Genomic DNA, 25,376 nt, shown 5'->3' on the forward strand with positions numbered 1-25,376 from the left:
GATGCTCTCATTCGCCCTCCGCACCGCGGGGGGCATTGTTGTTTATGATGTTTCCTGAAACGATACAACACTGGCTGACGGAGTGGCTGCTGGCGCCGCAATATCTGGCATGGCTATGGCAGGGTTTCCTGATGACCCTCGGCCTGTCCGCCGCCACCGTGGTCCTGGCCACGCTATTCGGCATGGTGCTGGCCGCCGCTCGCGACAGCCACATGCCCGTTCCGCGTTGGCTGGCTGTCGCCTATAGCGCCCTGTTTCGCAACACGCCGCTGCTGGTTCAGCTATTTTTCTGGTACTTCGGGGCCGGGCAGTTGTTCCCGTCGTCGGTGATGCAGTGGCTGAACACCCCGCATGAACTTTCTGCGCTGGGATTAGCACTGCCGTGGCCTTCCTTTGAATTTCTCGCCGGACTACTGGGTCTGACGCTCTACTCCAGCGCCTTCATCGCCGAAGAACTACGCGCGGGCATGGCGGGCGTCGCCACAGGACAGAAGTATGCCGCGCAGGCGCTCGGCCTAACCAGCTGGCAGGCAATGCGTTATGTGTTGTTGCCTCAGGCGCTGCGCATCGCCTTTCCGCCCTTGCTCGGACAGTACATGAACGTCATCAAGAACTCGTCGTTGGCGATGGCGATCGGCGTGGCGGAACTGTCTTACGCTTCACGTCAGGTGGAAACCGAGACGCTGCGGACCTTTCAGGCCTTCGGCGTCGCCACGGTGTTTTATATCGGCGCCATTGCGCTGCTAGAGGGATGGGGTATGTGGCGTCAACAGCGAAAATCGACGGAGGCGCGCTGAAATGGATTTTACGATCATCCGCGATAACTTCACCTATCTGATGTGGGGCACGTTTCCCGACGGGCCGCTGGGCGGAGCGGCGCTGACGTTGGCGATTAGCCTGATGGCGGGCGTCGCCTCGGCCATACTCGGCACGCTGCTCGGCATCGCGCTGGCGATGTCCCGGGGCTGGCTGGCCGCGCTGTTGGCGATGGTGTTGGGTTTTTTCCGGGCTATTCCCGTCATCATGCTGATTTTCTGGACCTACTTCCTGTTGCCTGTGCTGTTCGGCGTGGATATCCCGGAAATCACCACCGTCGTTTGCGCGTTGGCGCTGATCGCCTCCGCTTATCTTGCTCATGGGGTTAAAGCCGGGATTGTGGCGATAGGCCGCGGTCAGTGGCAGGCGGGGCTGTCGCTCGGCTTTAATCGCTGGCAGACGCTGGGCTACATCGTCTTGCCTCAGGCGCTGCGCATGATGGTGCCGTCGTTCATTAACCAGTGGATTTCCCTGATCAAAGATACATCGCTGGCGTATATCGTGGGCGTCGGCGAGCTGACGTTTCTGGCGACGCAGGTCAACAACCGCAGCATGGTGTATCCGCTGGAGGTCTTCCTGTTCGTGGCGTTGGTTTATTTTGTCATGTGCTTGGCGCTGGATGTGCTGGCGACCGGCATCAGCCGTCGTTATGGCGGCCGACGCGTCCAGAAAGTCGCCAGAGGCAAGGCGACGGCCTGACTGCTCAGCGCACTGATGTCAACGTAGACCAGCCGCGTTCGCGCCAGAGCGCGGGCAGTTGGCGCATATCATCGAACTGGGTGACCAGCGGGTGATGAATGGGGCGGTTGAGCGTATCGGCGCAATAATAAAACACGGGAATCCCGGCGGAAATGCCTGCTTGTACGCCAGCTTCTGAGTCTTCCACCAAAATACAGCGTTCAATCGCCACCTTCATCTGGTCGGCGGCGTAGTAGAGGATTGCCGGATCCGGTTTCCAGGTTTGAATGTCGTAACCGCTGTAAAGATGGTCGTTGAAGAAGGGCAGAAGCGCCGTTTTTCCCAGCGTGCGCTGCATTTTACTCACCGGCCCGTTAGAGACGACCGCCGTCGGAACCTGCAATTTTCCCAGCAGTTCGCGTACGCCTGGAATGGGTTGCAGGGCCGCGTCAAACAAACGGGCGATCTCGTCACGATACTCCTGCTCCAGCACGGCCATGTCTTGCGTCAAATGATAACGTTCGCAGGTGCGGAGAATGATGTCGTGAAGCCTGACGCCTTTAAACTCCGCGATGAATTGCTCTAATGCCAGCGAGATGTTGTAGGTGGCGAACACATTCACGTAGGCCTGACAGCACAGAACTTCGGTATCGACCAGCGTTCCGTCGCAGTCAAAGAAAACGCACTCAATCTGGGACATGACCTTCCTTAACCGGGGAGACAAAAGATACTTTTACTTTACTGCACAATGGGACGGTTGTAATCGCTTGTGGCCGTGGGCGAAGGCCGAATTCGCACGCCCGTGCTTCATGTTCCCGCTGTCACCTTCCACCACTTCCGCATATTCATAGGATGTCCTTATGGTAGATAAAAAAACGAGGCGACAGCGTCAACCGCTGAGAATTTTGGTATAGGATACCTGACGGATAATCTTTTCCTTTCTTCAGGCTATTATGACTCATGGATAAATCTCAAACTGGCTCCGCGTCTGAGCGTGGGTTGCTGCAACGCGTGTTCAAATTACGTCAGCACGGCACCACGGCGCGTACTGAAACGATTGCGGGCTTCACGACGTTCCTGACGATGGTCTACATCGTTTTTGTTAACCCGCAAATCCTCGGCGTGGCCGGAATGGATACGCAGGCCGTCTTTGTCACCACCTGTCTGATCGCCGCCTTCGGCAGTATCCTGATGGGCCTGCTGGCGAACCTGCCGGTAGCGTTGGCGCCTGCGATGGGTCTTAACGCCTTCTTCGCTTTTGCCGTAGTCGGCGCGATGGGCCTTCCCTGGCAGGTGGCGATGGGCGCTATTTTCTGGGGCGCAATCGGTTTCCTGTTGTTGTCCGTGTTCCAGATCCGCTACTGGATGATCGCCAATATCCCGCAGTGTCTGCGTTTAGGGATCGCCAGCGGCATCGGCCTGTTTATCGCGATGATGGGGCTGAAAAACGCCGGGATCATCGTGCCGAATGCGGATACGCTGGTTGCTGTGGGTAAACTGACCTCGCACAGCGTGCTGCTGGGCGTGCTCGGTTTCTTCATTATCGTGGTGCTCGCCTCACGCAACATCCATGCGGCGGTGCTGATCTCCATCGTTATCACGACGGCCATTGGCCTGCTGCTGGGTGATGTGAAATATACCGGCGTCTTCTCGTTGCCGCCGAGCGTCACTAACGTCGTGGGTCAGGTTGATCTGGCGGGGGCGTTGAACCTCGGACTCTCCGGCGTCATCTTCTCCTTCATGCTGGTTAACCTGTTCGACTCCTCCGGTACGCTGATCGGCGTGACCGAAAAAGCGGGGCTGGCGGATGAAAAGGGCAAATTCCCAGGGATGAAGCGCGCGCTCTATGTGGACAGCATCAGCTCCGTCGCGGGCGCCTTTATCGGTACGTCTTCCGTGACGGCTTATATTGAAAGCTCCTCCGGCGTCTCGGTCGGCGGTCGCACTGGCCTGACGGCCGTGGTGGTGGGCGTGTTGTTCCTGCTGGTGATGTTCCTGTCGCCGTTGGCGGGAATGGTGCCGGCCTACGCCGCGGCGGGCGCGCTGATTTACGTGGGCGTACTGATGACGTCCAGCCTTTCACGCGTGAAATGGGAAGACCTGACGGAAGCCGTGCCGGCGTTTATCACTGCCGTCATGATGCCGTTCAGCTTTTCCATCACGGAAGGGATCGCCCTCGGGTTTATCTCCTACTGCGTGATGAAAGCGGCGACCGGACGCTGGCGTGAAATCAGCCCGTGTGTGGTGGTGGTTGCTCTGCTGTTCCTGTTGAAAATTGTCTTCGTGGACGCCCATTGAGGTTTGCCCTGGCTAAAACAGCTGGGGGCCACGATTGATTCAACGAACTCGGGACGATGACAGGACGTTGTCCTCTTTCCTGATGACGATAAAAATAACGCGGCCATCGCCGCGTTATTTTTTTTCCGCCGGGTGGCTGGTCAATTTCATAAACCGCGCTGACTGGCGCTGTTGCTGAACAATCTCCGATGTCTTGCTGAGCCCTCCCGCCACCGTGTAGTTCCACAGTACCAGACGGTTTAGCTGAGGCGTCCGCGCGCAGGCCCAGGCCAGATAATCGTCGATGTCGCTCATCGCCTCTACCTCCGGCAAATGCGCTACGCGCAGTCGTCCGGACGCCGGATGAAGCTTCAATGACTCGCTCCCCTTCAGATTAAATTCCGGTATTTTGAGCACGGACTGGCGGATGACTGCAAGCTGAGAGGCGGCTTCCAGCGGATCGATTTGAGCGTCTACCCACGCCTTTTCCGCCTGCGTTTGCCATACCGACTGCGGCTGTTGGGACGCCCGTACATGGATGATCTCCATACTCATTCCCACACTGCCTGACTCGCTCAACAGTAGCCCGATGGTATTCCCCGCGTAGCTCAGGCTGAAGCTGGGCAGGTTGATATCGCTAAAACAGGGGCGGCCATTGGGCGCCGTCGCCAATGGGGGCAACATTGGATAGCCAAACAGATAAAACATGAGTTCTGCCAATAACGCCCGGCTTTTCAGGTAGCGCTCGCGCCGCTTCATCGAAAAACTTTGCGTTGAGGCGATCAGGTCGTCAGACAGGCGTTGCAGACTGGGCAAAACTTCCGTGCTGGTCCACCTGACGAAATGGCAGGTCATAGTTCACTCCATGATAATGACGCAAATCGTGGCGTCCGAGGTTAGCAGAGACGATATAAACGCTGCGATGCTATATATCACAGACAAAAATATTAACTAAGCACAAACTTACGGATTATTATTCAATTATTGGTACTGAAGCTGCTTTCGTCAAAATTCTCTCCCTGCTGCAACGGAGCAAGGAGAGTTACCGTCAGCGGAAGCGCCGGTGAGATAAGGGCGCGGCGTGATGGGATGACGGAGATTGTGACGTCCAATCTGCTATTGTTGCGCCGGAACCCGCCAGAAAGGCGACTATCTGGGCGAATGGGAATTATCTCCCGCCGACTGCCATTGTCGCTCTTCTCTTTGTCGGCGCAGGGCATCGGGCGTGACCAACCGAAGGGCCGAGGTCGGACACACCCTGACGCAGGAAGGGCCGTCGGCCACGCCGTCGCATAAATCGCACTTACGCACTTCGCTGTGGGCGCGGGCGTCTCCCGCCTCTTGCGTCGAGCTCACCACCTGAATGGCGCCGAAGGGACAGGCGATGACGCAGCTTTTACAGCCGATGCAGCGTGAAGAGATCACCTGAATGCTGTCGTTCTGCGCGACCAGGGCGCCCTGCGGACAAGCGCTGGCGCAGGGAGCGTTCTCGCATTGATGGCAGAGTACCGGCACGCTGACGTCGGCGCTTTTGATGACTTTCAGCCTAGGGGCGAACGACGCGGTGTTCAGGCTGCTGAGCCCGCCGCCCGTGTGGGCGACGGCGCAGGCGATTTCACAGGTGCGGCAGCCAATGCACTGGCTGGCGTCGGCAATCACGAACGCATTCATCGCACCGGCTCCCTCAAATCGACGCGAGCGGTCGCTCCGGTCGTCTGCGTTTCGCACATCGCGTTGATCATGCTGTGCGCCGCCTTACGGCCGTCCGCGATGGCCGTCACCACCAGATCGGCGCCGCGCACGGCGTCACCGCCTGCGAAAATGCGAGGGTGACTGGTCTGGCAGGCATGACGACCGAGCGGTTGGGCTTCGATCTGCCCCCATTTATTGCGTTGCACCTGTGCGTCATCCAGCCACGGCATAGCGTGAGACTGAAAGCCGAACGCCGTAATCACGGCATCCACCGGATGGATGAACTCGGAACCGGCAACCGGCTGCGGACGGCGGCGGCCGCTGGCATCCGGCTCGCCCAGCTCGGTGCGGATCAGGCTGACGCCGCAGACTTCGCCTTGTTCATTGAGGCAGATTTTCTGCGGCTGCACGTTGAATATGAACTCCACCCCTTCCTCGCGGGCATTTTTCACTTCTTTTTTCGATCCGGGCATATTCGCTTCGTCGCGACGATAGGCGCAGGTGACCGACTCCGCGCCCTGACGTATTGAGGTGCGCACGCAATCCATGGCGGTATCGCCGCCGCCGAGCACCAGCACGCGTTTGCTCTGCATGGAGATGTAAGGTTCATCTTCTAAATCCGGCAGGCCCATCACCCGTTTGGTATTGGCGATCAGGAACGGCAGCGCGTCATAAACGCCCGGCGCGTCTTCGTTATCCAGGCCCGCTTTCATGGAGCGGTAGGTGCCGACGCCGACGAAGACGGTATCGAATTCGTCCAACAGCTGCGTCAGCGAAATATCACGCCCGATCTCGGTATTGAGATGGAATTCGATGCCCATGCCTTCAAACAGCACGCGGCGCTGGATCAGTACGTCTTTGTCCAGCTTGAATGAGGGAATGCCGAAGGTCAGCAGGCCGCCGATCTCTGGATGGCGGTCGAAGACCACCGCTTTGACGCCGTGACGCGTGAGGACATCGGCACAGGCGAGGCCGGCGGGACCCGCGCCGATGATCGCCGCCCGTTTACCGGTCGATTTGACCTGACTCAGGTCGGGCTTCCAGCCCATTTTCAGGGCGCTGTCGGTGATATAGCGTTCGATATTGCCGATGGTCGCTGCGCCATAAGACTCTTTGCCGAGCGTACACGCGCCTTCGCACAAACGATCCTGCGGGCAGACTCGTCCGCAAATTTCCGGCAGGCTGCTGGTGCGATGCGACAGCTCCACGGCTTCCATAATGCGGTCTTCTTTCGCCAGACGCAGGAGTTCAGGAATGTTGTTATGCAGCGGGCAAGTCCATTCGCAGATGGCGTGCTGGCCGCAGGTCATGCAGCGTCCAGCCTGATCGTGAGTCTGTTCCGGCGTAAAGCCCAGGTAGATTTCATTAAACGTGGAAATACGCTCGTTGAGCGATTTCTTGATGGCATCCATTCGCGGCCAGTCTTTGCGTTTAGCCAGCAGAGGGGGGCGTGATGGCGTAAAGGCCGGCGCCGCGCGCCAGTTTCCGGGCGCGGAACGCTGCGCCGTCTCGCGCTGTTTTTCCTGACGCTGCTGCTCTAGTGTGTGCTCACTAACTAAGCGCAACGCCTGGGTGGGGCAGGCTTCAACGCACGCCTGACCTTCGGCGCGGTCGATACAGAGATCGCATTTGTGAGCGGCTGCGGTATCCGGTGTTTTTTCCGTCGTTTCCACAGATATCGCGCCAAAGGGACAGGCAATGACGCAGGTTTTACACCCGATGCATTTTTTGGCGATGACCTGAATACTGTCCTCTTTTTTCACCAGGGCCTGTGTTGGGCACATGGCGGCGCAGGGGGCGTCTTCACAGTGATGACAGGTGACCGCCGTGTGCAGCTCGGCTTTATGAAAAACGTGGATACGAGGGGTAAAATTTTCCGCGCTTTCAGGATAAGCGCCATCGTTATGGGCAATCACACAGGCAATCTCGCAGGCTTTACAGCCGATGCAGTCCTTGGCGTTTGCGACGATAAACCGATTCATATCTTCTCCCGATAAGATCGTGTTGATGCAGGATTCGGCAATGAATAAAAGCCGATACCGCGTCTTACTTTATCTGTAAAATAACAAAAAGTAAGCGCTTGCTTACTTTTTGGGTGACGACCGTCACACTTTTTAATTGTCCGGCCAGAGCGAAAAGCATGGGGCTGGGGCGTGAAGTCCTATCAAGAATAGCGGCTTCGTAGTCTGGCGCTGGATTTTTATCCTAGCGGCTCCCCACCACGGCTATGTTGATATAGAACAGAGAATTAAAAAGAAGAATAATCAAATTTATTCAATATGTTAGCGTATTGAGAGTCATTATCTTGTACGCAAAACCCGGCGTGCGGCAAAGAGAACGATTGCGTGAGGTCTTTCAACGGTATCTTAAGGCTGTCGCGGTCGCTTCACGGCTGGGGCTGACGCCTCGCCTGAGGAGGGAGCGATCTGAATCAGGAGACGGGGAGCGTTATTCGGCGCGATTCCTGACGCGCAGGTGGACATGCCTGCGCTGTTGCGTTTTCATCGTGCTAAGCAGCATGGCCAACGCATCCAGTTTGTCGATAATTTGGGTGCCCAGATAGAAATAGCCGTAAATTTTGTTCTCTATCGCGATGTCATTTCCGACGTGCTCGACCAGCAGCGTCGACCTCAGTTCCTCCATCACATCCTGTTCGAACTCTTTATGATGGAATTTCTTGATGGCGTCAGGATCGTTAATATCGTCGCGAATAAGCGCCTGTAAAATTTTAAAACGGTAATCGATCGCGTAATTAATTTTCTTCGATAGGGAGGAGGCGCAAATAATATTGTGGCTAACCGGGCAGTCCCAGAAGGCTTTTTCTATCAGATTCAGATAAGAGATGATATCGAGAATAGTTTCTTGGAGTGACGCATAAGTTTTTTTATCTATTCTGGTTTCTTTCTGGGCAGGCGCGGAGAGTTTTAATATATTAGCGATGGTTTTTTTATTAATACTGTTAAGATTTTTTAATTCGGGCCGGTTGAATAGATTACGAGATAAATTAGCGCAGTAAAGCTGATGCAGATTGGATATGAGTTTATACAGTTCTATATTCCAGTGAATACACGCTTTGTGCGGAAAAATACTGGAAAAAATCACGGCGATGACGCAGCCGATAAAGACGTCAGAAATACGCCACAGCGCGATATCCAGATTTCCGCCTGACGCGCTGACGGTTACGGAAAGCGTAATACCAATCAGTATCCCGGCATAAGGAATCTTGCTCAATGTCAGGTAGCCGCAGGTAAATATACCGAGGGCGATGATCACGATCATGCCTGGAAAGGAGTACTTCCCGGCATAAAACGAGAGAATACCGAAGATGATGCCAATCAAGGTACCGGTTGAGCGCTGGATGGCCCGGGGGTAGACGCTGCCTTTATAGGACATCGGGCCCATGATGACGACCATAGTGATCAGGATCCACGAGACGTCTTTGACCAGGTCCAGTTTTGCCAGCAGGAGTAGAGCGAAAATAAAAGAAATCGTTAAGCGCAGCGCATGGGAGATACGATAATATTTATATTGTAAATTCTCTACTTTCATGGTCTTTTCTTTTAAAAGCACCCGCCAAATCACCATTAACCTCTGTGTGAAAGTTAATTATCGATCGCGAGCACCCCTATTTTCCACTGGTATGAAATGATGTCATCCAACAACGGACACAGAGGATAGCATCTTTTTTAACTAAAGTTAACAACAGCGCCGCTCGCAAAAAATCAAGCTTGTTCTTATAAGAAGATAAAGTCTCTGAGCTGAGGTAATAAATTGTAAGTCGATGTTTTTACCGCAAAGCCATCAGAAACTTCCCCTATTCACGATGAATATATATCTTTTTCGTTAAGGAAAGTGTTAATTATTTTAATGGACTGAGGGATAAATAAAAAAAAGAGGGATTAGTGTTGCGATGAATGATTCTGGGGTGAAAATATTATTAATCCATCAGGTTATGGCTATTCTCCACGATGACTCAATCAGCCTGACGCGGGGAAAGAGAAGGATATTTAATGATGACATCGCTAAACGATTGAACGCCGAATGACCGCTTTCCTATTACGGCGTTCGCACCAGACGGTAAAGATACCGGCACAGGCGATGATGGCCGCGCCGGCGATGGTGGAGCCCCCCGGCACGCTATCCAGGAAGAGATAACCGATCAGCATGGACCAGACCAGCGTGGTGTAGTCGAAAGGGGCCAGCAGCGAGGCGTCGGCGTAGCGCAGGCTTAGGGTAATCAGTATTTGCGCCATCCCGCCGAAAAAACCGCAGCCAATCAGCAGCAGGAGCTGGGGATAAGTCGGCATCAGCCAGCCGAAATACAGCGTGCCCAGACCGATAAACATCGTCATCAGCGAGAAATAGAACACGATGGCGCCGGGCTTCTCTACGCCGTTGAGGAAGCGAATTTGTATCGACGAGGCGGCGGTGCAGAGCGCGGCCAGTAGCGCGAAAACGACGCCGATGGCTGAGCCGGTGGCGACGCCGGAGGTGGAGGAAAAGATAGAGCCGCTGGCGCCCAGATACGCCGACAGCATGACAAGGATGCCCGAGAAGCCGACCACGACAGCCAGCCAACGATAAAATCGGACGATCTCTTTTAACAATATCGCCGCCATGATGACGGTAAATAACGGGGCGGCGTAGCTGATGGCGGTCACGTCCGCCAACGAAATATAGACCAGCGCCAGATAGTTAAAATACATACCGCCCGTGCCGGAAAAACCACGGATTAAATGGCCGAAAAGGTTGCGGGTTTTGATTAAGTCGAGAATATTGCCTTGAAACTTGAGCCAGATCAGCAGGGGAAATAACGCGACGAACGAACGGAAAAAAATGACTTCGCCGGTCGGGATTGCGCCGTTTAATCCTTTGACGCAGGCCAGCATTAATGTCGCGCACAGCGCCGACATTATTTTCAAGAGTACGCCCATTCTGGAATTCATTGTCTATTTTCACTCTTCGGCTGCAATATCGGCATTCGCTTTCCTGATGCGGGAAATTGCCCTAACCATAGAGTGACTGCGTTCGCGTCCGTTAAGATAATTTCGTTCTGTCTGGATAGTTTTTCCTTATATTTTCCTCCCGTCATACAAATTCCATATCACCACACACGCTTTCCGTCTTATACATCGGTTTTCTTCGCCTCTATAGTCAAACTGCTTGAAGAGTCACACAGCGTGATGGCTGTTATCTGTTTATTTTTAGTAAGTTACTTCATACCGCTTCTGCCGCGTTGGCGTCAGAAGAACTCTGAATCTTAATTAAAATAGCGGGGAATTCGTGATGAAATTGAAATTGCTTTCGGGTGCCGTATTGACCCTGCCTCTGTTGGCGGCATTGTCACCCGCCGCCCACGCGGATTTACTCGCGGATATCCACGCTCGCGGTCAGTTGAACTGTGCGGTCTACTCCGACGTGCCGCCGTTTTCGTCTCCCGATCCTAAAACGCGTCAGTTGGCGGGGATGGATGTCGATCTCTGTCATGCGCTGGCGAAGGAGATGGGGGTCAAGGCCAACCTGATGCCGACCTCGATTGAGGCGCGCATCGCCGTCATCGCCACCGGCCGCGCCGATGTGCTGGTCGCCAACCTGGCCTACACCAAAACGCGCGGCAACCAAATTCAGTTCAGCGACCCGTACTATGTGGCGAAAGAGATGCTGGTGGTGAAGAAGCCGAACGAAAACAAAACGCGGGCGGACTTTAAAGACAAACGCATCAGCGCGACCAAAGGCACCACCTCCGAGCAGTCCATCCATCTGGCGGGCGCTAAAGCCGTGACCTTCCAGGATGCGGCCTCTGCTTTCCTGGCGCTGGAACAAAACAAAGTGGTGGGCTTCGTCACCAACACTATGACCGCCATTAAAATGATTTCTCAGGCGCAAAAAGACGGTATCGAGCTGGGCATGATCAAAGAGCCGATGGCGCTCGAGCCGATTGGCGTCGGTATGAAAAAAGACGAACCGGCGCTGTTGGCGGCCGTGAACCGCAGCCTGAAGACGATGGACGACGCGGGCACGATCGACACAATCTGGAATACCTGGATTGGACCGAACACCGAGTACAAGATGGTGCGCGAAGAAAAAGTGCAGCCGCTTTCAAGTCTGAAATTCGAACCGCTGGAATAACTCATGACCATGCTGTCGCGCGACGTGCCGGAGCGCGTCTCCTTGACGCTCGTCAGTCAGGGCGAGCAGGTAAAAGTGTCAACGATTGGCGGTCGGGCCTATCTGGTTGATGCACCGGGCGATTTCGACCTGCCGGCGCAAAGGCGCATTTGGGCGCTGGCGGCGTTACTGCGGCAACGTGACGATATCGAATCCCTGATCCCCGGCGTGACCAATCTGCTGGTGCTGTTCAAGCAGACGCCGCCGGAGCCGTCCGCCGTCGTTGATCTGCTGAGGGAAGGTTGGGACCGTGCGCGGGCTGTCACCTCGCAGGGCAAACGGATCGACATTCCCGTATGCTACGGCGGTGAGCACGCCACGGATCTGGATGCCGTATGCGAATTCACCGGTCTGACGGCGAAAGACGTCATTCGCCGTCATTATCAGGGCGAGTACACGGTTTTCGCGCTCGGCAGCGCGCCGGGGTTTGGCTATTTGCACGGTCTGGACCCGGCGCTGGCCACCCCGCGTAAAAAAGTGCCGTCGCTGAATATGCTGAAAGGCACCGTGACCATCGGCGGCGCGCAGACGGGGGTGTCGGCGCTGACCGGCCCAAATGGCTGGAACGCGATCGGCTTCGCCGATATGCCGCTCTTCGACCCCTGGGCGGACACGCCCGCGGTCATGGCGCCGGGAGACCGCGTCCGTTTTCTGCCTGAGAGGATTGAACTGTGATTGAGGTCATCAAAACCGGTCCGTTGAATACCGTTCAGGATCTTGGCCGCACCGGCTTTCGCCATATCGGCGTCTCGGTCAGCGGGGCGATGGATGCGCTGGCGCTGCGCGTCGGCAATCTGATGCTCGGCAATGACGAAAATGCCGCGGGGATTGAAGTACAACTTTTCCCTTTCCGCGTCCGTTTCACCGCTGACGGCGCCATCGCCCTGACCGGCGCCGATTGCCGCGCCGTGCTGGACGGTAACGCGCTGCCGCCCTGGTGGGCCTGCGCGGTGCAGGCCGGGCAGGTGTTAGAGATGTCGTATCCCCGCAGCGGCGCTCGCGGTTATCTGTGCGTGGCGGGCGGCATCGATGTTCCGTTGGTGATGGGATCGCGCAGTACCGCGCTGCGCGGCAATTTCGGCGGACTGGAAGGCCGACCATTGACGCAAGGCGACCGTCTGCCGACGGGAGACGCGATGCGGTGTGCGCTGCCGAAGGGCGGGATTGGCGCGGTGCCCCCAGCGGTGGCCTTGGCTGACGTATTTCCGGTTAGCCCGGAGGGCGTGATTCAACTACGGGCGATCCCCTCTGGCGAATTCGACCTGTTTGCTCATGACGCCGCGCGTTTCTGGTCGCAATCGTGGACCATTTCCCGGCACAGCAATCGCACCGGCTATCGCCTGAGCGGCGAGCCGCTCGTCCCGTCCCGAACGGTTGAAATGCGCTCCTATGGTTTGATCCCCGGCATTGTGCAGGTGCCTCCGGCGGGCGAACCCATCATTCAAATGAGCGATGCCAATACGGCAGGCGGCTATCCCAAAATCGCGGGCGTTATCGAAGACGACCTGTGGCGATTGGGACAGGCGCAGGCGGGCGATCGGCTGCAACTCATCGAAAGCGATGCCGCCGAGGCCATCGCCGTCAATCGCGCGGTGAGGGACTACCTGTCTGCCGTCACCCGCAGCTGTCATCAGGTCGCAGCCGTGGCGCTGAACGGCTAATCACCGGGTGCCGCAGGCCTGTCCATCTGGCGGCGGCATCAGCGCAATTGAGCCTCTCTCACCTTCCTCTGAATAACGACGTACTGTTCCTCTCTCTGCGCGGTTTCCCCCGCAGGTTTCTCTCTTTGCCTACGTGGCGTCTGGCAGTATGTCGTGCGGTTGAACGGAGCGCTTGCAGGCATAAAAAACGGGGCGCAGAAGCGGCCCCGTTCTTTTGTCAGACTCGGTGAGATGACGTTTAACGCATTCCTTCGCAGAAGGCGGCCAGACGGTCGCAGCCTTTTTGCAGTATCTCCATGCTGGTGGCGTAGGAGAGGCGGAAATAGGGACTCATACCGTAAGCCGCGCCCTGCACCGTCACCACGTGGTGCTCTTCCATCAGCGCCATCACGAAGTCGGCATCGTTGGCGATGTAGCGGCCGCCTTGGGTGGTTTTCCCTATCAACGCGGCGATGTTCACAAACAGGTAAAAAGCGCCTTGAGGTTTGTGACACAGCAGGCCGTGGATAGCGCTCAGGCGCTCCAGCACATAGTCGCGTCGCTGGCGATAAATCTCCGCGCGCTCTTTCAGTAGATCCTGCGGGCCGTCCAGTACCGCGACGGCCGCCGCCTGCGTTAACGTGGTCACGCCGCCTGCGTTCTGCGTATTGACGTTGCTCATCGCTTTGATCAGGTCGTTTGGTCCGCCGCAGAAGCCCAGCCGCCAGCCGGTCATTGACCAGGCTTTGGAGACGCCGTTGACCGTCAGAACGCGATCTTTCAGTCGGGGTTCGACTTCCGCCATCGTGTAAAAGGTCACATCGTCGTAGATCAGATGTTCATAAATGTCGTCGCTCAGGATCCAGATATCGGGATATCGCAGCATGACGTCCGCGATCCCCTGCAAATCGGCCCGGCTGGCGACCGAACCGGTGGGGTTGCTGGGGTAGTTGAGCAACAGCCATTTGGTTTTCGGGGTGATGGCCGCCTTAATCGCCTCCGGATAGGGTTTGAAGTTGTTTTCCTGCGGACAGGCCACGGGCACCGGAACGCCGCCCGCGAACTTCACGATATCGGCATAGCTAATCCATGAGGGGGACGGCAGCAACACTTCGTCGCCCGGATTGATCGTCGCCATGAAGGCGTTAAAGATAATCTGCTTGGCGCCGCCCGCGGTGATGATCTGACTGATATCGTAGTCCAGATGGTTGTCGCGCTTGAACTTACGCTGAATAGCCGCGCGCAGCGCCGGTGTCCCGTCGGTGGGTGGATAGCGGGTATCGCCCGCCAGCGCGGCGGCGTAGGCGGCCTCCGAGGCGTGTCGCGGTGTGGGAAAATCCGGTTCCCCGGTGGATAAGCCAATAACATGGATACCCTGTGCGGCGAGATCTCGCGCTTTCTGCGTCATGGCCACAGAAGCGGAAACGGTGACATTTTTTAGGCGATCGGCAATTTCAGGCATGTGCGGAGATTCCAGTCAGTCAGGGGCGTCATGCCGGTGAGGCCTGCAACGGAAGGATCAGGCGTGCGGCACGGTGCGAAAAGCAGGTCGATGAGAGACCCAGGTTGGGAAGAGCATAAAAGTGAACCCGGCGCAGAGGCCAATAGCGCTTTGTTGTGGTGACATAACCGAACGCGATGGTTGCCGGTGTCAGGCCTGTGGGGGATGGTGACCGCATTGCTTCAGTATGGTGCAAAAGGCGGAATGACTCGTGACAGACGCGGCGAGCTCATATGGTCTAACCCACTGAAATCACACTCTCTATCGCCCCAGAACCACGGTTATGCGCGTTGGCCCCAATCTTGCTTTGATTAACCTCAAGATCCCGCAGTGAGGAAGCCACTATGAATCTCCGTCGACTTAAATATTTCATCAAGATCGTTGACGTGGGCAGCCTGACGCAGGCCGCCGATGTTCTTCATATCGCGCAACCTGCTCTTAGCCAGCAGCTGGCGACGCTGGAAGGCGAGGTCAATCAGCAGCTGTTAATCCGCACCAAGCGCGGCGTCACGCCGACCGAAGCGGGCAAAATTCTCTACACGCATGCTCAGGCTATCCTGCGCCAGTGCGATCAGGCGCAAATCGCCATCGACGGCGCCGGGTTGACCCTCTCGGGCAGCGTATCCGTCGGTCTGGCGCCGGGGACGGCCGCCCAGCAGCTGGCGCTGCCGCTAATGAAGGAAGTGCATCGGCAGCATCCCGGCATCGTGCTGTATTTCAACGAAAACTTCGGCACTACGCTCAGTGAACTGATCATGAACGGGCGCATGGATATGGCGGTGATTTACGGTAGCCGCGAGATCCACGGCCTGCGTTTTATGCCGCTGATGAAGGAAGATCTTTATTTCGTCTGCCCGCACGTGCTGGACGCGCCGAAAAGCAGCATTTCTCTGGCTGAGGTCGCGCGTTACGACCTGTTCCTGCCGCGAATCTACAACACGATGCGCAAAGGCGTGGATGATGCCTTTATTCAGGCGGGCGTGTCCTACAAGGTCAACTGCGAAATTGAGTCGCAAACGACGCTGAATGCCGCCGTGAGCGAAGGATTAGGCTGCACGATCATGCCGGAGTCCGCCGCGCGCGCCATGCTGCAGGCCAGCAACGGGTGGATGGCGAAGATCGTCGATCCGAATATTCAGGTCTCCCTGACGTTTTGCATGTCGGACCATTTGCCGCTTTCGCAACCGGCGAAAGTCGTGAAAGACATCCTGTTGTCGCTGATGGTGAAACGCACCACGGACAACCGTCCGCTGGCGCTGGTGGGGTAATAAGTCTCCCTTATCGTTGCAAAGCGAAACCCTCTTACCGAATCAACCTGTCGCCACGTTAGAGTGCGAACATCCCCAGTACGCCGGGGCGACGGGTGGTTGTCGGACGTCGGCGACAGGCGGCGATTCCGGTTGTATTTGCGCCCTGCCTGCCAACGTCCCCCTTTCCTGTGTTGACCGCCTGTCTGTCCAGCTATTCACGGGAAGCGCCCGTCGCGTGGCGAAATGATGTCGGACGAGTTGACAGGATATTTATGCAAAACAGCCCATTAGCACTCCGGGAGCTACGTGTGGTGGCCCACAAGATGCGCCGCTCGGGGTTAACCCAAATAGAGATTGGCGGCAGCGATTACCATGTTCGTCTCAGGTTTGAACCGGCTGGCGATGTTCCGACGGCGATGTCCTCCGGACTGCGGGAAGCCGAAGCGAGTGTGCCGACGGAGATCGTGCGGGCCTGCCTGCCCGGCAGGGTCTGTGTGCAGTATCCGGGACGTGATGAAACGTTTGTTTCGCTCGGTTCTGTCGTCCGGCAAGGCGCGCTGCTGGCGCTCTTAAAGATTGGGCTGACCTATCTGCCCATACTGAGTCCGACCGATGGCACGGTCACATCGATGCCGGTCAGGCAAGGCGATGCGGTCGAGTATGACAGCGTCATCCTCACCCTGAGAAAAACAGAGGATTAATGATGAAATCGATGGATTTAAATGCCGATATCGGCGAAGGCTTCGGCGACTATCAGATAGCGGACGACGCGGCGCTGATGCCGCTGATCACCTCGGCCAACGTCGCCTGCGGTTTCCACGCGGGCGATGCCGCGATCATGGCGAAAACCGTCGAGTTGGCCAAACACCATCACGTCGATCTCGGCGCGCACGTCGGTTTTCCCGACCTGATGGGATTCGGCCGCCGTCGAATGCAGATCGAACACGATACGCTGGCGCACTACGTCACTTATCAGCTCGGGGCGCTGTCGGCGTTCGCCAACGCGGCGCGCTATCCGCTGACCCATATGAGTTTTCACGGCGCCCTTGGCAATATGGTTTCTGAGGATGAAGCGCTGGCGGATGTCCTGCTGCGGGCGGTCAAAACCTTCGATCCAAACATGATTATCAGCACGATGGCGGGAAACGCCGTGGATCGCGTGGCGCGTCGGCTTGGCTTACGCGTGGTGTGCGTTTTTCTGGCCGATCGCGCCTATGAAAGTAACGGGCTGCTGGTCAGCCGCGCCAAACCGGGCGCGGTCATTCACGATACCGAACAGGTCAAAGCGCGGGTGCGCCGATTGCTGACGGAAGGCACCATCGAGAGTATTGATGGCGACACGCTGACACTCGATGTCTCCTCGATTCTGGTGCACGGCGATACGCCTGAGGCGATTGAGATGGTTAAAACGCTGCGCGCGGCGATTGAAGAAACCGGCCTGCGTATTGCGCCGGTTTCAGAGCAAATTCGCCAGCAGAGCTGGGAGAAAACCTCGTTATAAGTCGTCCTTATCGCCTCAAACCGTTTATGTCTTATGCTTGCTTGTCATGGCTAGTTAGAGTAGGAAAAAAGATAGGGCACCGAACACGGATGTCCTGTCATCTTACAAGGAGATTGAACATGCCATTTTCAGATTATAAAACTGCATTGGTGACTGGCGCGTCAGCCGGTATTGGCGAAGCGATCGTCGAGCGCCTGTGTCAGGAAGGGCTGACGGTCCACGCGGTAGCGCGCCGCGGAGAACAACTCGCCGAGCTGTCTGCCCGAACAGGCTGTATTCCCCATGCTATCGACGTCAGCGATACGGACGCGCTCACGCGCCTGTGTAGTGAGATTCAGGTCGATGTGCTAGTGAACAACGCGGGCGTTTCCCGTTCTGGCTCGATTCTGGATGCCGATGAAGAGGTGATCGATACGCTGGTGGACGTCAATCTGCGGGCGGTGTTGCACCTCAGCCGCTTATTAGTGCCAGGCATGAAGGCGCGAAACTGCGGACACGTTATCAACGTCACTTCTATCGCTGCCGTCTACAACTTCAACGGCAACTCCATTTATCACGCGACCAAAGCGGGCGTACATGCCCTGTCTCGCCAACTGCGGTTGGATTGTTACGGCAAGATGGTTCGTGTGACCGAAATTTGCCCTGGCCGTGTGGCCACAGACATCATTGGGATTGCGATGGGCGATATTGAAGATGCCCGCCGTCGCTACATTGATGGTTTCGATTTACCGACGCCGAAGGACATTGCGGACACCGTGGCATTCGTCCTTGCCGCGCCGGTAAACGTTAACTTCGGCAATATTGAAATTACACCGACCACGCAGGTAATGGGCGGCTTGTCGACCATGCGGCCGGGCGATTCCGTAGAGTAAGTATAAGAACGATCAGTCGCTGAGGGAGACAAAACGATGACGCTCGATTTTTCCGCTGTTTTCACCGATCAATTCGGATCGATGCTCGGCGAGGGGGTCATCGTTACCCTGAAGCTAGCGCTGGGGTCCTGGTTGCTGGCCATGGCGCTGGCGCTGCTGTTAGTCGTGATCCGCCTGACGCATAAGCGTACGGCGGTGTTTCTGGTGTCGGCCTACGTGTCTTACCATCGTAACGTGCCGACGCTGATTCAGCTGATGATGTGGTACTTCGCGATCCCCACGCTGCTGCCGGAGTCGGTGCAGATGTGGATCAACGATTTCAACGCGGAGTTTCTGTTCTCCATGTTTGCGCTGGGCCTGTGTCAGGCCGCCTATTTCTCCGAGGATATCCGCAGCGGGCTGCGGGCGATCCCGGATGGGCAAAACGAGGCGGCGCGCGCGCTGGGCATGAGTTACGGTCGCGCGATGCGGCTGGTTATCCTGCCGCAGGGGTTGCGCAATTCACTGCCGTCGTTAATCAACCACACCGTGCTGTTGTTCAAGAACACCAGCCTGGCGATGGTCATCGGCGTTGCGGAGCTGACTTATGTCACCCGCGACATCGAAAACCAGACGTTCCGCACCTTCGAGTCCTATCTGGTAGCCTCCGTAGGCTATTTGATCTTCTCTTTGCTGCTGATGGGGGCTGGCGCGCTGCTGGCTCGCCATTTCCAGCGCGTCTATGCGAGGTAATCCCGTGGCCGATATCTTCACGATTTTGCACGACAACGGGATGCTGTTTCTGATGGGGCAGTATCCGAATGGTCCCCTCGGCGGCGTGCTGTGTACGTTACTGATCTCCGTGCTGGCGATGCTGTTCGCCTTCCCGGTCGGCATGCTGCTCGGCATGGCGCGTATTTCCCCTTTCCGCTGGTTACGCTGGCCGGCGGCCTGCTGGGTCTACGCGCTGCGCGGCATTCCGCTGCTCATGGTGGTGTTCTGGACCTACTTCTGCATCCCTTTGCTGATCGGCCATAACATTAGCGGATTCGCGACGATGCTGTGTACGCTGGTGATTTACGAAAGCGCCTACATCGCCGAGATTATTCGCGGCGGCATTCAGGCGCTGCCGTCCGGGCAGTACGAAGCCTCCCGCGCGTTGGGCATGAGTTACGTCAAAACTTTCCGCATGGTGATCCTGCCGCAGGCGCTCTACAACACGTTGCCCAGTCTGGTGAGCCAGTTGGTTTCCATCATCAAGGACAGCACGCTGGGCTATGTCATCAACGTGCCGGAACTGACCTTTGCCGCCAATCAGGTCAACAACCAACTGTTGACCAAGCCGTTTCAGGTGTTCGCGATTGTGGCGCTGAGTTACTACGTCATTTGCTTCAGTCTGACCTGGCTGGCTAACCGGCTGGAAGCGCACGTGGCGCGCAAGCGGCGTAATGAAAACCCCGCAGGTACGCCAGCCGAGAAAACCGAATTATTGACCGAAACACCGTCGCTATAAGGAATGCATGATGAGACCGATGATTATGTTTAACCGGGTCAGCAAATGGTATGGCGATTATCAGGCGTTGACCGATTTGAATGCTGAGATCAAAAGCGGTGAGGTCGTGGTGGTTTGCGGACCGTCGGGGTCCGGCAAGTCGACGCTGATTCGGACGGTCAACCGTCTGGAGCCGATTGAAAAAGGGCAGATCCTGTTCGACGGTATCGATATTCACGGCACCAGCACCCGGCTCAACCAACTGCGCACGCGCATTGGCTTTGTGTTCCAGAATTTCAACCTGTTCCCGCACGTCTCGGTGATGGACAACATCATGATGTCGCCGGTGAAGGTGTTGGGTGTCAAACGTTCGGAAGCGCGAAAGCATGCGGGCGAACTGCTGGAGCGCGTGGGGTTGTCGCACAAGGCCAACGCCTATCCGGCGCAGCTTTCCGGCGGTCAGCAGCAACGCGTGGCGATAGCCCGCGCGCTGGCGATGAAGCCGCCGGTGATGCTGTTCGACGAACCGACCTCGGCGCTGGACCCGGAGATGGTGGGGGAAGTGCTGAACGTGATGCGCGGATTGGCGCAGGAAGGCATGACGATGATGTGCGTGACGCATGAGATGAATTTCGCCCGTGAAGTGGCGGACACCGTCTGGTTCATGGATCAGGGACAGATTCTGGAAAAGGCCGCGCCGGAAAACTTCTTCCGTGCTCCACAGCACCCACGCGCACAGCGCTTTCTGAGCGATTTGCGTCAGCACTAAGGTTTGCCGTGACACCGCATTGCGCCGTCGCAGGTTAAAGCGACGGCGTGATCCTGTTTCTTCTTTCATTTCCCCGCTTTCCCTGTGCTGCCCGCGTTGCGCTGTTCATATCGCCGCGCGGGCTTCGTGCCATTTCACTACCGTTTTTGCTGCGAATCTTTTTGCATATCGTCCAACGCGATATTCAATTCCAATACGTTGACCGTGGGTTCGCCCATAAAATAAGGCTGGGGCCGCTGTGTGTGAGCAATGATCAGCCAACGTACGTCGTCTTCCGACAGATGACGGGCCGACGCGACGCGAGGCACCTGCCACTGCGCGGCCGGTGGGGATATATGCGGGTCCAGGCCGCTGCCGGAAGCGGTGACCAGCTCGACGGGAACGGGACCGAGCGTCTGCGGATTAGCGGTGTGCAGGTCGGCCACACGCTGTTGGATGGCCTCGTCCAGCGCCGGATTGCTCGCCGCCAGATTGCTGCCGGAAGAGGCCAGTGCGTTATACGGCGTGTCGGCGGTCGCCGACGGACGGCCGTGGAAATAGTCCGCCCGCGTGAAGTGCTGGCCGATCAGCGCTGAGCCGCGAAGCTGTCCATCGCGTTCGATCAGCGACCCGCCGGCCGTATCCGGAAAGGCCCACTGAGATAACGACGTCGTCAACAGCGGATAGGCGGCTCCGGTAATGACGGCCAGCAGGAGAAACAGGGAAATCGTAGGACGTATCAGGTTCATACTTTGGCTCCTCAGCCCAGACCCAGAATGGTCAACAGCATGTCGATCAGTTTGATGCCGATAAACGGCGCGGCCAGTCCACCCGCGCCGTAAATCCACAGATTACGGCTCAACAGCGACGCTGCGGACATGGGGCGGTAGCGAACGCCTTTGAGCGCCAACGGGATCAACAGCACGATAATCAGCGCGTTGAAGATCACGGCGGAAAGAATGGCCGAGTTCGGCGAGTGCAGATGCATCACGTTCAGCTTGTCGAGCTGCGGATAGGTCGCGGCAAACGCCGCTGGGATAATGGCGAAATACTTGGCCACGTCGTTGGCGATACTAAAGGTGGTCAGCGAGCCCCGCGTCATCAGCATCTGTTTACCGATGCGCACGACCTCCAGCAGTTTGGTGGGGTTGGAGTCCAAATCCACCATGTTGCCCGCCTCCTTGGCCGCCTGCGTCCCCGAGTTCATCGCCACCGCCACATCGGCCTGCGCCAGCGCGGGCGCATCGTTGGTGCCGTCGCCGGTCATGGCGACCATGCGGCCTTCAGCCTGATACTGGCGGATCAGGGCCAGTTTGGCTTCCGGCGTCGCCTCCGACAGAAAGTCATCCACCCCGGCCTCGGCGGCGATGGCGGCCGCCGTGAGCGGGTTATCGCCGGTGACCATCACGGTTTTGATCCCCATCCGGCGCAGTTCGGCAAAGCGCTCCCTGATGCCGCCTTTGACGATATCTTTCAGTGCCACGACCCCCATCACGGCGTTATTCTCCGCTACGATCAGCGGCGTTCCGCCGGAGCGAGCCACCGACTCCACCAGCACGTTAACCGCCGCCGGGAACTGTCCGCCTTGGCTTTCAACGTGACGGCGAATGGCGTCGGCCGCGCCTTTGCGTAACATCTTCGGGCCGATATTCACGCCGCTCATGCGGGTCTGCGCGGTGAAGGGGATGAACGTGGCGTTCAGGCTCTGTAGGTCGCGTTCGCGCAGGTTGAATTTCTGCTTGGCCAGCACCACGATGCTGCGGCCTTCCGGGGTTTCATCCGCCAGCGACGCCAGCTGAGCGGCGTTTGCCAGCGCATTCTCCGTGATGCCGGGGGCGGGCAGAAACTGGCTGGCCTGACGGTTGCCCAACGTGATAGTGCCGGTTTTATCCAGTAGCAGCACATCGACATCTCCCGCGGCTTCTACTGCGCGTCCGCTGGTGGCGATCACATTGGCCGCCAGCATCCGGCTCATCCCCGCGATCCCAATCGCCGACAGCAATGCGCCGATGGTGGTGGGGATCAGGCAGACCAGCAGAGCCACCAGCACGATGACGCTGACCGGCGAGCCGCTCCAGGCTGAGAAGGGGTACAGCGTCGCGGTCGCCAGCAGAAAGACGATGGTCAGCGCGATCAGCAGGATGGAAAGCGCGATCTCATTGGGCGTTTTGCGGCGCTTGGCCCCTTCGACCATCGCGATCATGCGATCCAGAAAGGTTTCGCCGGGGTTGACGCTGCACTGGATCACCAGCCAGTCGGAGAGGATGCGCGTTCCGCCTGTGACGGAAGCGAAATCGCCCCCGGCTTCGCGGATCACCGGCGCGGATTCGCCGGTGATGGCGCTTTCATCCACCGACGCGCAGCCCGCCAGCACTTCGCCGTCGCAGGGGATAATATCGCCGGCTTCCACCCGTACCCAATCGCCTTTTCGCAGGCTTTCGGCTGCGACCTGCTGGTGCGGCGCGTCGTGTTTCGGCTCTGCCAGTTTTTTCGCCCAGCTGGTGCGTTTGATGCCTTTCAGACTCTCGGCCTGAGCCTTGCTGCGGCCCTCGGCCAGCGCTTCGGCGTAGTTGGCGAACAGCACGGTGAACCACAGCCACAGGCTGATCGCCGCGGTAAACGTCAGTTCCCCCGTCAGCCAATCCATGCCTACACCGACGGCCAGCAGCGTCGCCAGAATACTGCCCAGGAAGACGACGAACATCACCGGATTGCGATATTGCATCCGAGGGTCCAGCTTCCTGAATGACTCGACCAGCGCGGCGCGCCACAGCGTGTTGCGCGGCTGGGAAAGCGTGTTATGTCCCATAAAATGTGTCTCCGGCAATGAATAGTGTCATCACTGCAGATGTTCGATAATGGGCCCTAAGGCCAGCGATGGAATGAACGTCAGCGCCCCGACCAGCATCACGATGCCGATAATCAGTCCGACAAACAGCGCGCCGTGGGTCGGCAGCGTCCCGACGCTGGCGGGTTGCGTAGGACGACTCGCCAGCGAACCGGCGATCGCCAGAACAGGGATAATGGGGGCGAATCGGCCTATCAGCATGGCGGCGCCCAGCAACAGGTTGTAGAACGGCGTGTTCGCGGACAGCCCGGCGAACGCGCTGCCGTTATTGTTGGCGGCGGACGTGAGCGCATACAGCACTTCGGTAAAGCCGTGCGGTCCGGGGTTCAATATCCCGGCTTTACCTGCGTCGGTCATCATCGCCAACGCCGTGCCGAGCAGGACCAGCGTCGGCGCGATCAGGATGGCGAGCGCCGTCATTTTCATTTCCGGTACGCCGATTTTTTTGCCCAGATACTCCGGGGTGCGGCCGATCATCAGCCCGGCGACGAATACCGCCAGCATGACGTTCATCAGCATGCCGTACAGGCCGGAGCCCACGCCGCCGAAGACCACTTCGCCAATCTGCATCAGCCACAGCGGCACCATGCCGCCCAGCGCGGTGAAGGAGTCGTGCATCGCATTGACCGCGCCGCACGAGGCCGCCGTCGTAATGACCGCGAACAACGCAGATTGCAGGATGCCGAAGCGGCTCTCTTTGCCTTCCCAGTTCAGCACGCTGTCCGCACCGTAGGCGGCCAGATGCGGATTGCCGTCGACTTCAGCCTTCATGACCACGGCTGCGGCGACCACGAACATAATTAGCATCGCCCACAGCACGGTGTGTCCTTGTCGGGTATCGCGGATTGCCCGGCCGAATGCCAGACACAGCGCGGCGGGGATCAGGAACATCGCCAGCATCTGCACGAAGTTGGTCAGCGCTGTCGGGTTCTCGAACGGATGCGCCGAGTTGGCGTTAAACAGCCCCCCGCCGTTGATGCCGATCATTTTGATGGCTTCCTGCGAGGCGACGGGCCCCATCGGCAGCGTTTGCTGCACGCCTTCCAACGTAGTGAAGGTCAGATAAGGGCTGAGGGTTTGCGGCACGCCCTGGCTGACCATCAACAGCGCCGCCAGTAAAGACAGCGGCAGCAGCACAAACAGGGTGGTCCGCGTCAGGTCGCGCCAGGCGTTGCCCAGCTTGTCGGTCGCGTGGCGGGCGAACCCGCGAATCAGTGCGAACAGCACCGCGAAACCGGTCGCCGCAGACAGGAAGTTCTGCACGGTCAGCCCCATCATCGTGCTGAAGTTGCTGAGGGTGCTTTCCCCGGCGTAAGACTGCCAGTTAGTGTTGCTGACGAAGCTGATGGCGGTATTCAGCGCCAGATGCCACGACAGCCCCGGCAATCCCTGCGGATTGAGCGGCAGCGATCCCTGCAACATCAGGATGGCGAACAGGACGATGATGCCGAGCAGGTTGAACGCCAGCACTGCCGCCAGATATTGACGCCAGTTCATGTCGCCGTCCGAGATGCCGCACAGTCGCCAAACCCCACGCTCAAGCCACGCCGTTCCCGGCAACGCGTTATCGTGAATGAGTCCCGTCAGCAATCGTCCTAGCGGCTGGGCCAATAACAGCAGCGCCGTCAGATAGACGGCGAGGAGTAAAACAGCATCGGCGGCCATCACAGCGCCTCCGCATTAAACAGGGCGTAAAACAGGTAGCCCAGTAATAAAAAGACCAGCACGATGCCGGCGATAATTCCTGCGCTCACGGTGATTCTCCAGGTGTGAAGGGAATACGGAGGAGCGTAGAGAAAGGGACATAAAAATGTCGTCAAATTGCGGAGGGGTGGTATAAAAATTTTGTATAAATGGAACGAAAACTCGGCAATGTCGGGTCTGTTAGGGGGGCGAGATCGACCATGTCGACGT

At 57.6% G+C, this 25,376-nt stretch carries 24 protein-coding genes; 13 read left to right on the forward strand and 11 right to left on the reverse strand.

All coding sequences use genetic code 11. The features are described 5' to 3' along the window. Positions 1-47: 47 nt before the first annotated feature. Together CKQ53_RS05215 and CKQ53_RS05220 are read left to right on the forward strand one after the other, a co-directional pair. On the forward strand, positions 48-797 hold the full coding sequence (locus CKQ53_RS05215; RefSeq protein ID WP_085650802.1) for an amino acid ABC transporter permease: 750 nt from the start codon (positions 48-50) through the stop codon (positions 795-797). A 1-nt stretch (position 798) separates the two neighbouring features. Continuing rightward, complete coding sequence (locus CKQ53_RS05220) at positions 799-1,515, forward strand: amino acid ABC transporter permease (RefSeq protein WP_085650638.1); 717 nt, start codon at positions 799-801, stop codon at positions 1,513-1,515. A 4-nt stretch (positions 1,516-1,519) separates the two neighbouring features. Here CKQ53_RS05220 and yieH read toward each other — a convergent pair whose 3' ends face one another. Then, a complete protein-coding gene (gene yieH / locus CKQ53_RS05225; protein ID WP_094117944.1) occupies positions 1,520-2,194 on the reverse strand; it encodes a 6-phosphogluconate phosphatase in 675 nt (224 codons plus the stop codon). 260 nt (positions 2,195-2,454) lie between these two features. On the opposite strand from yieH, the gene CKQ53_RS05230 reads away from it, so the two are divergent. After that, positions 2,455-3,792: an NCS2 family permease gene (locus CKQ53_RS05230; RefSeq protein WP_085650640.1), complete on the forward strand. Its 1,338-nt coding sequence runs from the start codon at positions 2,455-2,457 to the stop codon at positions 3,790-3,792. A gap of 114 nt (positions 3,793-3,906) precedes the next feature. On the opposite strand, the gene CKQ53_RS05235 is transcribed toward CKQ53_RS05230, so the two are convergent. The 5 genes from CKQ53_RS05235 to CKQ53_RS05255 form a co-directional block, all read right to left on the reverse strand. Further along, positions 3,907-4,626 carry a 4'-phosphopantetheinyl transferase family protein gene (locus tag CKQ53_RS05235; RefSeq protein WP_085650641.1) on the reverse strand — a complete coding sequence of 240 codons (720 nt, stop codon included), beginning with the start codon at positions 4,624-4,626 and terminating at the stop codon, positions 3,907-3,909. Between the two features lie 294 nt (positions 4,627-4,920). Continuing rightward, positions 4,921-5,442, reverse strand: a complete 522-nt coding sequence (locus CKQ53_RS05240) for a 4Fe-4S dicluster domain-containing protein (RefSeq protein WP_085650642.1) — start codon at positions 5,440-5,442, stop codon at positions 4,921-4,923. Next, a complete protein-coding gene (aegA, locus tag CKQ53_RS05245) occupies positions 5,439-7,445 on the reverse strand; it encodes a formate-dependent uric acid utilization protein AegA (protein ID WP_094117942.1) in 2,007 nt (668 codons plus the stop codon). The genes CKQ53_RS05240 and aegA overlap by 4 nt, the downstream gene beginning before the upstream one ends. Positions 7,446-7,911: 466 nt before the next feature. Further along, a complete protein-coding gene (locus CKQ53_RS05250) occupies positions 7,912-9,012 on the reverse strand; it encodes an FUSC family protein (RefSeq protein ID WP_162896328.1) in 1,101 nt (366 codons plus the stop codon). 473 nt (positions 9,013-9,485) lie between these two features. Then, on the reverse strand, positions 9,486-10,409 hold the full coding sequence (locus CKQ53_RS05255; protein ID WP_085650645.1) for a DMT family transporter: 924 nt from the start codon (positions 10,407-10,409) through the stop codon (positions 9,486-9,488). Between the two features lie 340 nt (positions 10,410-10,749). Between CKQ53_RS05255 and CKQ53_RS05260 the strand changes: the two genes are divergently transcribed. The 3 genes from CKQ53_RS05260 to CKQ53_RS05270 are packed head-to-tail and all read left to right on the forward strand — an operon-like array spanning position 10,750 to position 13,292. Then, complete coding sequence (locus CKQ53_RS05260; RefSeq protein WP_085650646.1) at positions 10,750-11,592, forward strand: transporter substrate-binding domain-containing protein; 843 nt, start codon at positions 10,750-10,752, stop codon at positions 11,590-11,592. A 9-nt stretch (positions 11,593-11,601) separates the two neighbouring features. Next, a complete protein-coding gene (gene pxpB, locus CKQ53_RS05265; protein WP_244201037.1) occupies positions 11,602-12,306 on the forward strand; it encodes a 5-oxoprolinase subunit PxpB in 705 nt (234 codons plus the stop codon). After that, complete coding sequence (locus tag CKQ53_RS05270; protein ID WP_094117941.1) at positions 12,303-13,292, forward strand: 5-oxoprolinase subunit C family protein; 990 nt, start codon at positions 12,303-12,305, stop codon at positions 13,290-13,292. Before pxpB ends, CKQ53_RS05270 begins: the two co-directional genes overlap by 4 nt. Positions 13,293-13,530: 238 nt before the next feature. Here CKQ53_RS05270 and CKQ53_RS05275 read toward each other — a convergent pair whose 3' ends face one another. Continuing rightward, positions 13,531-14,733 carry a pyridoxal phosphate-dependent aminotransferase gene (locus CKQ53_RS05275; protein WP_094117940.1) on the reverse strand — a complete coding sequence of 401 codons (1,203 nt, stop codon included), beginning with the start codon at positions 14,731-14,733 and terminating at the stop codon, positions 13,531-13,533. 383 nt (positions 14,734-15,116) lie between these two features. Here CKQ53_RS05275 and nac point away from each other — a divergent pair, with 383 nt between their 5' ends. The 7 genes from nac to CKQ53_RS05310 all read left to right on the forward strand — a co-directional run bounded on the left by nac (position 15,117) and on the right by CKQ53_RS05310 (position 20,635). Beyond that, positions 15,117-16,040, forward strand: coding sequence for a nitrogen assimilation transcriptional regulator NAC (gene nac, locus CKQ53_RS05280; RefSeq protein WP_094117939.1), 924 nt, complete (start codon positions 15,117-15,119; stop codon positions 16,038-16,040). A 290-nt stretch (positions 16,041-16,330) separates the two neighbouring features. Next, entirely contained in the window at positions 16,331-16,723 is a 393-nt protein-coding gene (locus tag CKQ53_RS05285) for an acetyl-CoA carboxylase biotin carboxyl carrier protein (RefSeq protein ID WP_139824023.1), read from the forward strand. Between the two features lie 11 nt (positions 16,724-16,734). Further along, positions 16,735-17,523, forward strand: coding sequence for a LamB/YcsF family protein (locus CKQ53_RS05290; protein ID WP_244200997.1), 789 nt, complete (start codon positions 16,735-16,737; stop codon positions 17,521-17,523). A gap of 119 nt (positions 17,524-17,642) precedes the next feature. Then, complete coding sequence (locus CKQ53_RS05295) at positions 17,643-18,395, forward strand: SDR family oxidoreductase (protein ID WP_085650653.1); 753 nt, start codon at positions 17,643-17,645, stop codon at positions 18,393-18,395. Between the two features lie 36 nt (positions 18,396-18,431). After that, positions 18,432-19,127 carry an amino acid ABC transporter permease gene (locus tag CKQ53_RS05300; protein ID WP_085650654.1) on the forward strand — a complete coding sequence of 232 codons (696 nt, stop codon included), beginning with the start codon at positions 18,432-18,434 and terminating at the stop codon, positions 19,125-19,127. Positions 19,128-19,131: 4 nt separating this feature from the next. Continuing rightward, the gene (locus CKQ53_RS05305; protein WP_085650803.1) at positions 19,132-19,887 is read left to right on the forward strand and encodes an amino acid ABC transporter permease; all 756 of its coding nucleotides are present in this window, start codon (positions 19,132-19,134) and stop codon (positions 19,885-19,887) included. Between the two features lie 10 nt (positions 19,888-19,897). Continuing rightward, positions 19,898-20,635: an amino acid ABC transporter ATP-binding protein gene (locus CKQ53_RS05310; RefSeq protein WP_085650655.1), complete on the forward strand. Its 738-nt coding sequence runs from the start codon at positions 19,898-19,900 to the stop codon at positions 20,633-20,635. Between the two features lie 137 nt (positions 20,636-20,772). Here the strand turns inward: CKQ53_RS05310 and kdpC are convergent, their stop codons facing one another. The 4 genes from kdpC to kdpF are packed head-to-tail and all read right to left on the reverse strand — an operon-like array spanning position 20,773 to position 25,216. Beyond that, complete coding sequence (kdpC, locus tag CKQ53_RS05315) at positions 20,773-21,363, reverse strand: potassium-transporting ATPase subunit KdpC (RefSeq protein WP_094117937.1); 591 nt, start codon at positions 21,361-21,363, stop codon at positions 20,773-20,775. Positions 21,364-21,374: 11 nt separating this feature from the next. Next, positions 21,375-23,423: a potassium-transporting ATPase subunit KdpB gene (gene kdpB, locus CKQ53_RS05320; RefSeq protein WP_094117936.1), complete on the reverse strand. Its 2,049-nt coding sequence runs from the start codon at positions 23,421-23,423 to the stop codon at positions 21,375-21,377. 30 nt (positions 23,424-23,453) lie between these two features. Next, positions 23,454-25,127 carry a potassium-transporting ATPase subunit KdpA gene (gene kdpA, locus CKQ53_RS05325; RefSeq protein ID WP_094117935.1) on the reverse strand — a complete coding sequence of 558 codons (1,674 nt, stop codon included), beginning with the start codon at positions 25,125-25,127 and terminating at the stop codon, positions 23,454-23,456. After that, positions 25,127-25,216 (reverse strand): K(+)-transporting ATPase subunit F, encoded by a 90-nt coding sequence (kdpF, locus tag CKQ53_RS05330; RefSeq protein ID WP_118894739.1) that lies wholly within the window; start codon positions 25,214-25,216, stop codon positions 25,127-25,129. The genes kdpA and kdpF overlap by 1 nt, the downstream gene beginning before the upstream one ends. Between the last annotated feature and the right edge of the window lie 160 nt (positions 25,217-25,376).

The sequence above is a fragment of the Lonsdalea britannica genome, assembly GCF_003515985.1.
Lineage (GTDB): Bacteria > Pseudomonadota > Gammaproteobacteria > Enterobacterales > Enterobacteriaceae > Lonsdalea > Lonsdalea britannica.

Excerpts from the sequence above, each read along its gene's own strand:
- aegA (WP_094117942.1), bottom strand. The coding sequence starts at position 7,445 with ATGAATCGGTTTATCGTCGCAAACGCCAAGGACTGCATCGGCTGTAAA.
- CKQ53_RS05240 (WP_085650642.1), bottom strand. The coding sequence starts at position 5,442 with ATGAATGCGTTCGTGATTGCCGACGCCAGCCAGTGCATTGGCTGCCGC.
- CKQ53_RS05275 (WP_094117940.1), bottom strand. The coding sequence starts at position 14,733 with ATGCCTGAAATTGCCGATCGCCTAAAAAATGTCACCGTTTCCGCTTCT.
- CKQ53_RS05260 (WP_085650646.1), top strand. The coding sequence starts at position 10,750 with ATGAAATTGAAATTGCTTTCGGGTGCCGTATTGACCCTGCCTCTGTTG.
- CKQ53_RS05310 (WP_085650655.1), top strand. The coding sequence starts at position 19,898 with ATGAGACCGATGATTATGTTTAACCGGGTCAGCAAATGGTATGGCGAT.
- CKQ53_RS05295 (WP_085650653.1), top strand. The coding sequence starts at position 17,643 with ATGCCATTTTCAGATTATAAAACTGCATTGGTGACTGGCGCGTCAGCC.
- CKQ53_RS05300 (WP_085650654.1), top strand. The coding sequence starts at position 18,432 with ATGACGCTCGATTTTTCCGCTGTTTTCACCGATCAATTCGGATCGATG.
- CKQ53_RS05250 (WP_162896328.1), bottom strand. The coding sequence starts at position 9,012 with ATGAAAGTAGAGAATTTACAATATAAATATTATCGTATCTCCCATGCG.
- CKQ53_RS05235 (WP_085650641.1), bottom strand. The coding sequence starts at position 4,626 with ATGACCTGCCATTTCGTCAGGTGGACCAGCACGGAAGTTTTGCCCAGT.
- pxpB (WP_244201037.1), top strand. The coding sequence starts at position 11,602 with ATGCTGTCGCGCGACGTGCCGGAGCGCGTCTCCTTGACGCTCGTCAGT.
- kdpC (WP_094117937.1), bottom strand. The coding sequence starts at position 21,363 with ATGAACCTGATACGTCCTACGATTTCCCTGTTTCTCCTGCTGGCCGTC.
- CKQ53_RS05255 (WP_085650645.1), bottom strand. The coding sequence starts at position 10,409 with ATGAATTCCAGAATGGGCGTACTCTTGAAAATAATGTCGGCGCTGTGC.
- yieH (WP_094117944.1), bottom strand. The coding sequence starts at position 2,194 with ATGTCCCAGATTGAGTGCGTTTTCTTTGACTGCGACGGAACGCTGGTC.
- kdpA (WP_094117935.1), bottom strand. The coding sequence starts at position 25,127 with ATGGCCGCCGATGCTGTTTTACTCCTCGCCGTCTATCTGACGGCGCTG.
- kdpB (WP_094117936.1), bottom strand. The coding sequence starts at position 23,423 with ATGGGACATAACACGCTTTCCCAGCCGCGCAACACGCTGTGGCGCGCC.
- CKQ53_RS05230 (WP_085650640.1), top strand. The coding sequence starts at position 2,455 with ATGGATAAATCTCAAACTGGCTCCGCGTCTGAGCGTGGGTTGCTGCAA.
- CKQ53_RS05290 (WP_244200997.1), top strand. The coding sequence starts at position 16,735 with ATGGATTTAAATGCCGATATCGGCGAAGGCTTCGGCGACTATCAGATA.
- CKQ53_RS05220 (WP_085650638.1), top strand. The coding sequence starts at position 799 with ATGGATTTTACGATCATCCGCGATAACTTCACCTATCTGATGTGGGGC.
- CKQ53_RS05215 (WP_085650802.1), top strand. The coding sequence starts at position 48 with ATGTTTCCTGAAACGATACAACACTGGCTGACGGAGTGGCTGCTGGCG.
- nac (WP_094117939.1), top strand. The coding sequence starts at position 15,117 with ATGAATCTCCGTCGACTTAAATATTTCATCAAGATCGTTGACGTGGGC.